Source organism: uncultured Altererythrobacter sp. (assembly GCF_913057185.1).
GTDB lineage: Bacteria > Pseudomonadota > Alphaproteobacteria > Sphingomonadales > Sphingomonadaceae > Erythrobacter > Erythrobacter rubellus.
The window spans coordinates 1,428,313-1,441,037 of record NZ_CAJXNK010000001.1; the positions used below are offsets into that span (position 1 = coordinate 1,428,313).

General features: G+C 58.2%; 13 protein-coding genes. 3 read left to right on the forward strand and 10 right to left on the reverse strand.

Going from position 1 to position 12,725, the window contains the following annotated elements:
* Window positions 1-320 precede the first annotated feature (320 nt).
* From accC to QZ487_RS07270, 4 genes are all read right to left on the reverse strand, one after another.
* Window positions 321-1,670 (reverse strand): acetyl-CoA carboxylase biotin carboxylase subunit, encoded by a 1,350-nt coding sequence (gene accC, locus QZ487_RS07255; protein WP_296023966.1) that lies wholly within the window; start codon window positions 1,668-1,670, stop codon window positions 321-323.
* Between the two features lie 9 nt (window positions 1,671-1,679).
* On the reverse strand, window positions 1,680-2,195 hold the full coding sequence (accB, locus tag QZ487_RS07260) for an acetyl-CoA carboxylase biotin carboxyl carrier protein (RefSeq protein ID WP_285974992.1): 516 nt from the start codon (window positions 2,193-2,195) through the stop codon (window positions 1,680-1,682).
* 104 nt (window positions 2,196-2,299) lie between these two features.
* Complete coding sequence (locus QZ487_RS07265) at window positions 2,300-2,740, reverse strand: type II 3-dehydroquinate dehydratase (RefSeq protein ID WP_296024124.1); 441 nt, start codon at window positions 2,738-2,740, stop codon at window positions 2,300-2,302.
* Window positions 2,741-2,803: 63 nt separating this feature from the next.
* Complete coding sequence (locus QZ487_RS07270) at window positions 2,804-4,342, reverse strand: MFS transporter (RefSeq protein ID WP_296023968.1); 1,539 nt, start codon at window positions 4,340-4,342, stop codon at window positions 2,804-2,806.
* A gap of 234 nt (window positions 4,343-4,576) precedes the next feature.
* Here QZ487_RS07270 and QZ487_RS07275 point away from each other — a divergent pair, with 234 nt between their 5' ends.
* Complete coding sequence (locus QZ487_RS07275) at window positions 4,577-4,972, forward strand: RidA family protein (protein ID WP_296023969.1); 396 nt, start codon at window positions 4,577-4,579, stop codon at window positions 4,970-4,972.
* Window positions 4,973-4,978: 6 nt separating this feature from the next.
* On the opposite strand, the gene QZ487_RS07280 is transcribed toward QZ487_RS07275, so the two are convergent.
* The 4 genes from QZ487_RS07280 to rpsF all read right to left on the reverse strand — a co-directional run bounded on the left by QZ487_RS07280 (window position 4,979) and on the right by rpsF (window position 7,836).
* Window positions 4,979-6,427, reverse strand: a complete 1,449-nt coding sequence (locus QZ487_RS07280) for an AMP nucleosidase (RefSeq protein ID WP_296023970.1) — start codon at window positions 6,425-6,427, stop codon at window positions 4,979-4,981.
* 124 nt (window positions 6,428-6,551) lie between these two features.
* A complete protein-coding gene (gene rplI / locus QZ487_RS07285) occupies window positions 6,552-7,232 on the reverse strand; it encodes a 50S ribosomal protein L9 (protein ID WP_285974996.1) in 681 nt (226 codons plus the stop codon).
* Window positions 7,233-7,246: 14 nt separating this feature from the next.
* Window positions 7,247-7,471, reverse strand: a complete 225-nt coding sequence (gene rpsR / locus QZ487_RS07290) for a 30S ribosomal protein S18 (RefSeq protein WP_285974997.1) — start codon at window positions 7,469-7,471, stop codon at window positions 7,247-7,249.
* Entirely contained in the window at window positions 7,471-7,836 is a 366-nt protein-coding gene (rpsF, locus tag QZ487_RS07295) for a 30S ribosomal protein S6 (RefSeq protein ID WP_296023971.1), read from the reverse strand. Before rpsF ends, rpsR begins: the two co-directional genes overlap by 1 nt.
* A gap of 204 nt (window positions 7,837-8,040) precedes the next feature.
* On the opposite strand from rpsF, the gene QZ487_RS07300 reads away from it, so the two are divergent.
* Window positions 8,041-9,009, forward strand: coding sequence for a DUF808 domain-containing protein (locus tag QZ487_RS07300; protein ID WP_285974999.1), 969 nt, complete (start codon window positions 8,041-8,043; stop codon window positions 9,007-9,009).
* Window positions 9,009-9,662 (forward strand): glutathione S-transferase family protein, encoded by a 654-nt coding sequence (locus tag QZ487_RS07305; protein ID WP_285975000.1) that lies wholly within the window; start codon window positions 9,009-9,011, stop codon window positions 9,660-9,662. Before QZ487_RS07300 ends, QZ487_RS07305 begins: the two co-directional genes overlap by 1 nt.
* Window positions 9,663-9,717: 55 nt before the next feature.
* On the opposite strand, the gene QZ487_RS07310 is transcribed toward QZ487_RS07305, so the two are convergent.
* The gene (locus QZ487_RS07310) at window positions 9,718-11,244 is read right to left on the reverse strand and encodes a class I adenylate-forming enzyme family protein (protein WP_285975001.1); all 1,527 of its coding nucleotides are present in this window, start codon (window positions 11,242-11,244) and stop codon (window positions 9,718-9,720) included.
* Between the two features lie 22 nt (window positions 11,245-11,266).
* Complete coding sequence (locus QZ487_RS07315) at window positions 11,267-12,706, reverse strand: Mur ligase family protein (protein ID WP_296023973.1); 1,440 nt, start codon at window positions 12,704-12,706, stop codon at window positions 11,267-11,269.
* Window positions 12,707-12,725: the final 19 nt, after the last annotated feature.

Below are 12,725 nucleotides of genomic sequence, written 5' to 3' on the forward strand. Positions count from 1 at the left end.
TTCTCACAGCCCTCGGAGCGACTCAGGCCCCGCTCAACAGTAACGAATTCTACATGCCTTCGTTGTAACCCAACTGTCATAAACAAAGCCAGTTGAGGAACTAAGGGTAAAAGCCCGGGCTATAACAGGGGTCGCAAGGGTATGGCATTCAGCCTCAACGAGCGAGTGCGCCAGTCAAAGAAGAGCAAAAACGTATCCGGAAGCCCTGCGTCGCACGCGAGGCCTTCCGAAGTGTTGGTTCAAGTTGAAGCAACCGGAATAGGATCGTTTTGGGCCACCAACGCTGAAGGTAATCTGATCTACCTGTCGAATAATGCCGCTCAATCTTCGCGCTTTGCCAGCCAGTCTTCGAGCCATTTGATCGAATAGTCACCGCTGAGCACATCATCCTGATGCAGCAATTCCTGATGTAGCGGGATATTGGTCTTTACGCCTTCGACAACCATTTCCTCCAGCGCGCGGCGAAGGCGCATGATGCAGCCTTCGCGATTGCGGCCATAGACGATCAGCTTGGCAATCATGCTGTCATAGTAAGGCGGGATTGAATAACCGGCATAGAGCCCAGAATCGACCCGCACATGCATGCCGCCAGCCGGATGATAGTATGTCACCCTGCCTGGTGATGGAGCGAAGGTGAACGGGTCTTCGGCATTGATGCGGCATTCGATCGCGTGGCCGTTGAACTCGAGGTTTTCCTGCGCGACCGATAGCGGCTTGCCCTCTGCAATGCGGATTTGTTCGCGCACAAGATCAACGCCGGTAATCGCCTCGGTCACCGGATGTTCGACCTGAAGCCGCGTGTTCATTTCGATGAAGTAGAACTCGCCGTCTTCCCATAGGAATTCGATTGTGCCTGCGCCGCGATAACCCATGTCGCGCATGGCCTTGGAACAGACCTCGCCCATGCGCATCCGCTCTTCACGGCTGATTACGGGGGAGGGGGCCTCCTCCAGCACTTTCTGGTGGCGGCGCTGGAGCGAGCAGTCGCGCTCACCCAGGTGGATCGCATTGCCTTTGCCATCGCCGAACACCTGAAATTCGATGTGGCGCGGATTGCCGAGATACTTTTCAATATAGACCGTCGCATCGCCGAAAGCGGCTTTCGCTTCGCTGCCCGCCTGCTTCATCAGCGTTTCGATGGTGTCTTCGCTTTCGCAGACCTTCATGCCCCGGCCACCGCCGCCAGACGCTGCCTTGATGATCACCGGATAGCCAATTTCCTTGGCGATCTTCTTGGCTTCATCATAGTCGGAAACCGCGCCATCGCTGCCCGGCACCAATGGCAAGCCCAGAGCACCGGCGGTTTGCTTGGCCGCGACCTTGTCACCCATTGTGCGGATATGTTCAGGCTTGGGGCCGATCCACTTGATGTCATGCGCTTCGACGATCTCGGCGAATTTCTCATTCTCCGAGAGAAAACCATAGCCTGGATGGATAGCGTCACATTGCGACACTTCGGCCGCCGAAATGATGTTTGCAACATTAAGGTAGCTGTCCGTCGCGGCCGGTGGACCGATACACACGGCGTGATCCGCCAGCCTTACATGCATCGCGTCCGCATCGGCAGTGGAGTGCACTGCGACTGTTTCTATCCCCATCTCGTGCGCCGCGCGGTGGATGCGCAGCGCAATTTCGCCGCGATTGGCGATCAGTATGCGTTTGATTGACATCGCGCTGCCTCAGCCGATTACAACGAGCGGCTGGTCAAATTCGACCGGCTGCCCGTTATCGATCAGGATAGCTTTGATAGTGCCGGCCTTGTCGGCTGTGATCGGGTTCATCACTTTCATCGCCTCAACGATCAGAAGGGTGTCGCCTTCTTTCACGCTGTCACCGACGGCGACAAAGTTTGACGCTTCCGGCTCGGGCGCGAGATAGGCCGTGCCGACCATGGGCGACTTGACCGCATCGCCATGATCGTCCGCGGGTGCTGCTTCAGCTGCCGCCGCAGGAGCCGCCGCAGGAGCCGCCGCCGAAGGCGCCGCTGCGGGTGTCGGATCTGGCGCTGCGACCATCTGAGCAGGCGCAGCCGATGCCACAACACCGCCGCGTGCAACGCGGATCTTGCGGTCGTTATCTTCGACTTCGATTTCGGTAAGCCCGGTTTCATTGAGCAGTTCGGCAAGCTCGCGAACAAGCTTGCTATCGATATTCATGCCGGAATTGCGACCACCGGCAGATTTACGTTCGGCCATTATTGCCCCTCAATATTTGGTTGCAGGCGTGACTATTCTTGCAAATTGTGGCTGGCAAGAGGCACTGTACGACTTTTCGCAAACTGGCCTCTACGATTGGCAGGTCAAACTTCTCCGTTTGCGACCGCTTCCAAGGCGATAAGATAGCTCTTTGCCCCGTGACCTTGCACGCATTTCGCGGCGGCTTTGCCGACATATGAAATATGCCGGAATTCTTCGCGAATGGTGGGATCGGACAAATGCACCTCAATAACTGGCGTGCGGATGGCCTTGATCGCATCGAGCAGCGCGATCGAGGTATGGGTATAGGCCGCTGCATTCAGCAGCACGGCGCGCGCATCCTCGGCCTGCGCCTCATGCAGCCAATCGACCAGCATGCCTTCGTGATTGGTCTGCCGCATGTCGATTTCAAAACCGAGTTCGCGCCCGCGATCCTCCAGCATGCCCGCAATGTCATCAAGCGTATCCGAGCCGTAAATATCCGGCTCGCGCAGACCGAGCAGGTTCAGGTTCGGCCCGTTTAGGACGTAGATGGTGTTGGTCATGTCAGTCATAGGCTTGGCCTAGCGTTTGCAGGCTGCGCTGAAAAGCGGAAGATGCGCTTGGTCTCACTCGGCTGAATTCGCAACCATATCCTGCTGCAGGGTCCGTCCAGCCAGTAAATAATGCAAAGCCGCCCAGGCATAGCCGCAGATAAAGATCACGATTGACCATTGTAGCCCGCGCGCATCCGCGCTGGCGCAGGCGGCGATCTCGCTCGCTTGAGCTGCAGTTGCTGTAACGCTCACGTCGGAAGCAATGGCAAGCAATGGTTTGCACGCCTCCAGAGTCAGGCCCAGACCCCGCGCATCCAGAAACGCTGTCTTTAGTAGCGTCGACAATGCTCCGATTAGTGGTGGTCCCAAGCCATACCCCAGCAGATTGACTACGAAAAGCGTGATCGCAACCGATGTCGCGCGCATCCGGCTGTCGGCGACCCCGCCTGAGACAGCATACATCGGGCCGAGGTAGAAATAATGGATCATTGCCGCGATCATCAGCGGCGGCATCGCGAGCCACAGGTTGTCTGTCAGGAAACCAAACGCATAAAGCGGTACCGAAGTGGCCATTCCCAAAGCCGGAATCCACGACAATGCCTTGGGATAGCGCTTGGCCAGTTTGTCCGAGAGCCAACCAGAGCTGAAAACACCGATTGCAGCCATCAAGCCCAAGATGATGCCGAACAGCAATGACGCGGTCTGGATTGAAAGCTCGTGGGTCCGGATAAGGAACGAGGTCGTAAACTGCCCTACGCCATAGCCCACGAAAGACGCGAGCGTCGCGCCGATCACCACATGGCGATAGGCAGGCTTTTTCATCAGCACGCCAAGCGCTTCCTTGAAGCTCGCCTTTTCCAGTCCCTGCAGGGCAGCCGGATCAGTGTAGCCGCGCGGAGGTTCCTTTATACTGCGCCAGACGATCAATGACAGCAGCAGGCCCGGGATGCCAACAACAACAAAGGCGATCCGCCAGCCTTCGACCTGTGACCAGTCAAGGTCGCCGAACAGACCGCCTAGGCCGATCGAGGCGATCCATGCGCCAAAGTCCGCGCCTTGCATCCCCGCGATTTGTCCGCCGAATACCGATGCGAGCATGCCGCCTAGCGGGACGCCCAAAGCGTAAATCGAGACCGCGGTCGCTCGTTTTGAGGGTTTGAAATAGTCGGCGATCAGCGATTGTGCCGGTGGTGTGCAGCCAGCCTCGCCAATGCTCACTCCTACGCGAAACAGAAACAGCATCAGAAATGACATGGCAAACCCGCACAACGCCGTAAACAGGCTCCAGACGGCCACTGCCAGCGCAATGATAACCACCCGGTTCTTGCGCTCTGCCACGCGGGCAATCGGCAATCCCAGGAATGTATAAAGCACCGCGAATGCCGGGCCGCCCAGCAGCCCCATCTGCCAATCTTCCAGACCGAAACTCAGCTTGATCGGCTCGGTCAGTATGTTGACGATCGTTCGATCGATGAAATTGAAGATGTAGACGATCAGCAGTGCGCTCAAGACGTAAGCCCGATAGCCTGGCGTGCCAAAGCCTTCAGAGGCAGGAAGGCCCTGTGCCGGCATTTCAGCGGGCGCGGCTGCGCTCAATTCTGCGATGATCATTCTCCCTCACCTGCACGGATAGCGAAGTCCGGTCTTCCCGAATGCATCCTGCGGGGCTGTCTTCTCCTGCAACCATCTTCACCCTTTTCCGCCTGCCGTAAAGCGCGATAATCGCTTGCCCGGCAAATGTCCGGGCCCGGGCACCGGTTCTGGTGTTTGATGATTACCCCCTTTCAATTTGCCCGATTGGCGCGCAGACATGCGGCTTTTTGGCGAAGGGCAAGGGGTAAACAGATGCAGTCCAAAGTTCACAATCCAACACCATGGCTTCAAGGCTTTGGCCTCAACCATGCGGTCGAAGTGCAAGGTGCCACGGGAACGCTTTACCTGAGCGGCCAGACCGCGACAGATGCAGATGGTCATGCGATGCATGCCGGAGACATCGTCGCGCAATACAAGCTCGCCTGGCAAAATCTGGTCGATGCGCTCGATTCGGCCGGGATGACACCTCAGAATCTGGTGCGCCTCAACTTCTACACCACTGATGTGGACGCGTTCGTGGCCTCGGCCGAACAGACCATGGCGCTTCACGGCGCAGCCGGGGCACAAATTTCAGCAACCCTGCTTGGTGTAGAGCGCCTTTTCGATCCTGACATCATGATCGAGATCGAAGGAACCGCTGTCGCTTGATCCAAATTACCTAAACGGCGGCTCGTTGAACGCGCGCAACTTGCGGCTATGCAAACGGTCGCCTTCATCGCGCAGGTGATTGCAGGCCTCCAAGCCGATCTGGAGGTGTGCAGCGATCGCTTCCTCGTAGAACTTGTTCGCCTGGCCCGGCAGCTTTATTTCACCATGCAGCGGCTTGTCCGAAACGCATAGCAGCGTGCCGTAAGGCACTCGGAAACGATAGCCCTGGGCGGCAATAGTGGCGCTTTCCATCTCTACCGCAATAGCGCGGCTTTGCGAGAAACGCTTGGCAGAGCTGGAATAGTGCAGCTCCCAATTGCGGTCGTCTGTGGTCACGACTGTGCCGGTGCGCATGCGTTGTTTGATGTTGGCACCTTGTACGCCGGAAACTTGTTCCGCCGCGGCTGCCAGCGCTTGCTGTACTTCGGCAATCGGCGGGATCGGAATTTCGGGAGGTAGGACATTATCCAGCACGTGATCATCACGCAGATAGGCGTGCGCCAGCACGAAATCGCCGATCTTCTGGCTTGAGCGAACCCCGCCGCAGTGGCCAATCATCATCCAGGCATGAGGGCGCAGCACAGCCAGGTGATCGCAGATTGTCTTGGCGTTGGACGGTCCCACGCCGATATTGACCAGCGTAATGCCTTTGCCGTCTTCACGAATGAGGTGATAGGCGGGCATCTGGTGTCTGCGCCAGGCAGTGTCGTTCAGTTGCTCCTGCGCATTGTCGATGCACTCGCTGATATTGAGGCCGCCCGCGCCTGTCAGACTGGTATAACCGCTGCCATCATCCTTGGTGCAGATTTGCTGCGCGCCCCAGTTTACGAACTCATCGACGTAGCGGTGATAGTTAGTGAACAGGATGAAGTCCTGGAAATCCTCCACGCGCGTGCCAGTGTAATGTGCCAACCGCGCAAGCGAGTAATCGGTCCGCAGCCCGTCAAACAGGGACAGCGGCATCGCCTCGTCTTCGTGAAACTCGATCCCGTCCGCCAGCTCGTCTCCGATTAGCGACAGATCGGTTGAAGGAAAATGCTGCGCGATATCCTGCGGCGCGAAGCCCACCATCGCCGCGCCAGCTTCGCCGTCCAGCACATAGGGGAAGGGTATCTCCTGCCGTGATTTCCCGACTTCCACCTCGATCTCATATTCATCGGCGATTAGCTCGAGCTGCTCTGCCAGAAACGGAGCGAACAGGTCAGGACGCGTGACTGTGGTGGTATATGTTCCCGTCGTCTCGAGCCGTCCGAATGCGCGGCTGCGATCATTGATCTCGCTAACTCCCGAATAATGCAATGTGAGCTGCGGATAGGCATAGCTGCCATCCTCTCGCTTGCGCTGTGGTGGCACTGTGCCGTCACGTCCGAAAGCGATCACGTCTTCACGAAGCGTCGAAACGGCTTCGTCATAGGTGTGTTGCAATTGTTCGAGAATTTGCGGGATTGGGGTCATACGTTAATCCATATTGTTGTTATTTTACGTTGGAAAGACGGGCCAGCATAGCCGGACAGGTCCTTCTTACAAAAAAGGCGCGACCTCTCGGCCGCGCCCCCTTGAGCCAAGAAGTTAGAGCCAATCAGGCTTCATCTTCCTTTGTTTCTTCAGCAGGCGCTGCCTCTTCGGTTTCTGCATCGGCGGCCGCTTCGATATTCTCGACAGCGGCATCTTCCAGCATGTCAGCAGGGATTTCGCCCGGCTCAAGACCTGCGTTGTCGATACGGGTATCTGCTGCAGCTTCTTCGATCTCTTTTTGCTCTTCTTCGAAGATCTGTGCGAGAACATCGACGCCTTGGCTTTGCAGTTCGGCTTCGTCTTCACTGCGCGCCACATTGGCTTTCACAATGACGTGAACCTCTGGGTGCAGGGCAACGGTTACATCGTGCATACCGATCGTCTTGATCGGTGCGCCCATGATAACCTGCTTCTTGTCTATCTCATGGCCTTGAGCGGTCAGGCCAGCGACCATGTCACGCACGTTGACTGAACCGTAGAGCTGGCCAGCGTTGGACGATGCACGCAGCAGAACAACTTCTGCGCCTGCAACTTTTTCGCCCAGCTTTTCAGCTTCGCCGCGCTTTTCAGCGTTTTCTTTTTCCAGACGTTCGCGGTTCGCTTCGAAGACCTTCTTATTGGCTTCGTTCGCGCGCAGCGCTTTGTTCTGCGGCAACAGGAAGTTGCGCGCATAACCGTCTTTCACCGTAACAACGTCACCGATCGTGCCCAGCTTCTCGATACGTTCGAGGAGAATGATATCCATGTCGTCTTCTCCTCTTACTTAACAATGTACGGCAGCAGGCCGATGTGGCGCGCGCGCTTGATCGCCTTGGCGAGTTCGCGTTGCTTTTTCGCGCTGACGGCGGTGATGCGGCTTGGGACAATCTTGCCACGCTCGGACATGAAGCCCTGCAGCAAGCGAGTGTCTTTGTAATCGATTTTCGGCGCACCTTCACCCGCGAACGGGCAGGATTTGCGGCGACGGAAGAAAGGACGTGCCATTAGTCGCGCTCCTCACGGTCAGAGCGACGCTTACGGTCGCGGTCATTCTTGCGCATCATGACAGACGGGCCTTCTTCGTGCTCGTCAACGCGGATCGTCATATAACGGATCACGTCTTCGTTGATACGGGTTTGGCGCTCCAGCTCTTCAACAACGCTGCCCGGGGCATCGATGTTCAACAGCACAAAGTGTGCCTTGCGGTTGCGGTCAATCTTGTAGGCGAGGGATTTAAGGCCCCAGGTCTCGGTTTTGGTAACCTTGCCTTCGTTCTGCTCGACGATTTCGGTCGCCGAAGCCGCCAGCGAATCGACTTGAGCCTGGCTCAGGTCCTGACGCGCGAGAAAGACATGCTCATAGAGAGCCATCTTGCTTCCTTTCAATTTATGCCGATCGTTGGCTAATCCCGCGCGGATCGCAGGGCCCCTCCGGCTTTCTTCACAAACACCCCCATATCGGCACTCCGACGCAAGGGATGCGCGCACATAACGGTTTTGACCGCGAATGCAAGCCTTGCGATGCGCGCAAAGCAAGGGCAGGGCAGGCGCAGCAATTCAAGAGGGAGATACGCTTTGCCGGGTGGTTTAATGGCTTTGCTGGACGATGTCGCGGTAATTGCGCGGGCGGCAGCGGCTTCTATCGATGATGTAAGCATTGCCGCGAGCAAGGCGGGGACCAAGGCCGCAGGTGTTGTGATCGATGATGCGGCGGTAACGCCCGGTTATGTGACCGGGCTAAGCCCGAAGCGCGAACTGCCTATCATTTGGAGCATCACCAAGGGTAGCTTGAAGAACAAGCTCCTGATCTTGTTGCCGGGCGCGCTGGCGTTGAGCTGGTTTTTGCCGCAAGCGATCATCTTTCTGCTGATGCTTGGCGGTGGCTATCTGTGCTTCGAAGGCGCGGAAAAGGTTATGGAGAAGCTGGGCGGAGCAAAACACGGGAAGACCGTGGATGATGAGATCAAAGACCCTGCGAAGTTCGAGCAGGAGCGGATCAACGGCGCAATCCGAACCGACCTTATCCTGTCAGCTGAAATCATGGCGATTTCACTGAACGAGATAGCGACCATCAGTGAAAGTTTCTGGGTGCGCGCGGCGGCGCTTGCGCTGGTGGGTATTGCGATCACGATTGCGGTCTACGGCGCAGTCGCGTTGATCGTGAAGATGGACGATGTCGGGCTGCAACTGGTTCAGCGCAAGAGCGGTTTTGCGCTGACTTTCGGTTATTTCTTGTTGCAGGCGATGCCCAAGTTGTTGGTCGCGCTGTCCTTCGTCGGGACCATCGCCATGCTGTGGGTTGGCGGGGGAATAATCCTGCATGGCACGCATGAAATCGGGTTCCATTTGTTTTCGGATCTGGCGCATGGCGCCGAACATGCGGTTGCCGGTATGACAGGGGCCATGGGCGGAGTGTTTGGCTGGCTGACATATGCCGGGGTCTCGGCGATTTTCGGGTTGATCCTGGGCGCGGTCATCGCCTTTGCGCTGCACAATGTCGCGCATATGGGTCATGGATTTGGCAAGAATGCGGAGGCCCATTGATGAGCGCCAAGCCAACACTTTACACATGCGCGCGTTCACGCGGGCTGCGCGCGACATGGGCTGCGGAAGAAGCAGGCGTCGATATCGACCTGAAAATTTTGCCGTTCCCGCCGCGCTACCTCGCGCCTGAATATCTGGAGATAAATCCGTTGGGCACTGTACCCATGCTGGTTGATGGTGATGCGCAGATGACCGAAAGCTGCGCCATCGCGCATTATCTGGCGAGCAAGGACGGGCCGAGTGACCTGGTCATCGCGCCGGGCGAGGTCGATTACGCGCAATATTGCGATTTCACTTATCACGCGGATGCCACGATCACTTTTCCGCAAACGGTCTATATGCGGTTCGCGATCTTCGAAAAGGGCAAGGGCTGGGCCGAAGCGGGCGAGGCCTATGCCAAATGGTTCTGGAAACGATTGGTGAAGCTGGAGCAGCGGCTGGATGGGCGTGAGTATTTGTGCGCTGACCGGTTCACCGTGGCGGATATCTGCTGTGGCTATGCGCTGATCCTGGCGAAGAGCGTCGGGCTGGATGAGGGCGTGCCGGATAGTCTTAAGGCCTATCGTGACCGGCTAACCTCGCGCGACGCCTACCAACGCGCCTTTGCCCGCGAAGAGGAAGGGCGGAAGGCACTGGAAAGCAGTGGGAACTGAATGTCTGCTTTTCGCTGGCGAGGGCTAATTCTGGTCCTAGTTTACAACAACGATCCTAGGCCGCCTGATCGGGCGTGACCGGGCGCTGGCTTAGCTCCAGCCGCTGCAATTTGCCCAACATGTCGCGAGGTAACTGGTCAACAAACTCGATGTAGCGCGGGCGCTTGTATCCTGCGATCTGTGACTTGAATCGCGTGGTAATTTCCTCCCGGGTTAGCTCCATTCCGGGTTTCAGCACAACGAAGGCTTTTACCGCTTCGCCCCATTGTTGGTCCGGCACGCCGCAGCATCCCGCATCGGCGACTTCATTCATCCCTTGGAACACCGCATCGACTTCGGCCGGATAGACATTTTCGCCGCCGGTCTTGATCAGCTCCTTTGACCGGCCAAGCAGATAGACAAGCCCGTGCTCGTCCATCGTGCCCAGATCGCCGCTGCGCAGCCAGCCATGGCCGAGCGCGGCTTCGGTCGCATCAGGATTTCGCCAATATCCCAGCATCACAGTTGGCCCGCGCATGCAGATTTCGCCTTCTTCGCCGGGCGGCAGCTGGTTGCCATCCGGATCAAGCATTGTGAATTCGACATGCGGCATGGCCCAGCCGATCGAGCGCGGGTGATTACACATGTCGGGATAGTCGATGGCGGTGGCAAAACCGCAAATCTCGGTCTGGCCATATCCGCCAACCACCTCGCAATCCCATTCCTGGCCGAGGAATTCGTAGAGCGGGACAAAGCCCGGGCCAGCGCCGCCGGTGTAATTCGTCAGCGGGATCGCGCCATCGCGCAGCGGCTCCATCGCGCGCCATGGCAACAGAATTTGCGGGAAGGCGCTGGTGGTGGTGCAATCCTCACGGTGGAGCAGGTCGAGCATAGCCGCCGCGTCATCATCGCGCCCGGCAAACACCATCGCTCCGCCGCAAGCAATCATCGCCGCTATCTGTTGCATGCCCACGACATGGAACAGTGGGTTAACCGAGAGCAAGCGCTCGCGATGCATCCAGCCGCGGCGGGTGCACATGCCGAGCGCGGACGTTGCGACCGCGCTGGAGGCTTGCAGGCACCCCTTGGGCCGCCCCGTCGTGCCACTGGTATACATCATGTATAGAGGGCGATCGGGCGTTAGTTGAGGCAGCGTCTGGCGTGGCTGATCACTGGCGACGATGCTTTCGAACGCGCTTTGTGGATAGTGTTGCTCATCGACCAGCACCACTTCGCCGGCTTCGCTCTCACCAAGGAGGTGCTTGAAGCGCGCATTGGCGAACGTCAGGCTCGGCTCGGCATTGCCCATGATCCAGCCGATCTCGCCCGGGGCGAGCCGCCAGTTGAGCAGCACCGCAATCGCGCCGATCCGCCCGCAAGCGAGCAGAGAGGTGACAAATGGCGTACCATCGGTGAGGAGAAGCGCGACACGATCGCCCGCTCCAATACCTTTTGCGAGCAGCCAATGCGCAAGGTTCTCTACCCGCTGGTCGAGTTCGGCCCAGGTCAATCGTTGCAAGCCATCCACTGTCACTTCGCGGTTCGCGAGCCGCAGCGCATTGGCGCGGAACAGCGTGTCGAGGGAGAAATCGCGTGGTGTCATTCAGGCGGGTTAGCCGCCTGCGTCAATCTGCTCCATCATCGATTTTGCTCAGGATGGAGCGGGCAAAGCTTGTCAGCGTGTCGTCCCGCGCGCCCATCACCACGATCCGGTCGCCCGGTTGAGCGATTTGGGCAATCCTTGTGCCGCATTCCTCACGCGATGCGATGTGCTCTGCTGTTCCGCCCGCGTCTGTGATCATCGCGATGATCCGCTCGGTGCCTTCGTTGCGGTCGACCGTGCCGCCGAAATAGACCGGATCGCACATGATCGCGATGTCGTCGGCGTCCAGTTCACGGGCGAAAGTCTCGGCCAGTTCCGCGCCCATCTGGCGAAGCGGACCGTATCCATGCGGCTGGAAAAATGCGATCACGCGGCCGGGAGATGACTTGAGCGTGCGCAATGTCGCGGCGCATTTCTCCGGATTGTGGCCGAAATCGTCGATCACGGTCACGCCACTGCGCGAAGTGCCGATGATATCGAAACGGCGGGCCAATCCCGCAAAGCTCGCCAGCGCTTCTACCGCCACGCCAACCGGCACGCCTGCACAGGCTGCGCCTGCAATCGCGGCGAGTGCATTCGAGAGATTGTGCCGCCCAGGCATATGCAGGACCAGAGGGTGTTCACTGCCATCGTGGCGGTCCACCACCACTGCGGCTTGCCGGATCGGGCCATCGGCAATGCTCCCCGGCACGATGCCGATTTGCGCTTTTTCCTGTTCGATTCCGAAGGTGATCACTTCCTTTGCATGCGGTAGCAGTGCGAGCGCCTCTGCATCGTCGGCATTGATTGCGGCGATCCGGCTGCGGTGAAGATATTCCGCGAAAAGCACGCGCAGTTCGTCCATGCTCTTGTGGTCGAGGCTGACGTTTAGCAACACGCCGACAGCAGGGCGATAGAGCGCGATCGAACCGTCGCTTTCATCTACTTCGCTGACGTAAATGCTGTGTCCGCCCACAACCGCGCTGGCAATCGGGTGATCTTCAGTGACGAAGTTCTTCATCACCGCGCCGTTCATGATCGTTGGCCCGCGGCCCGCGGCATGCATGATCCAGCCTAGCATGCCGGTAACGGTCGATTTGCCGCTGGTGCCGGCAATCGCGATCCCCGCACCGCTGGTGTTGAACAGGATAGAGTTCAATTCTGCGCGGGTCAGCTTCAAGCAGCCAAGCTCTTTCGCCCGCACCATTTCGGGCACGGTGTCTTCCACTGCGGCGGAAGCGACGAGGATTTGATCCTTGGAGGTGATCCCGCTGCCATCTTGCGAGAACAGCTTGAAACCCTGAGCTTCGAGCGCAGCAAATTTCTCAGACGTGCGGCCCTGATCACGCGAACGGTCAGAGCCTGCCACTTTCGCGCCTTGCCCGGCCAGGATTTGCGCCAGCGGCAGCATGCCTGAACCGCCAATCCCGCAAAAGAAAAAGGGACGCTGCAATAATTCGTCATAGGTGGGGAATTCACTCATACGCGGTGCGGTATTGAGT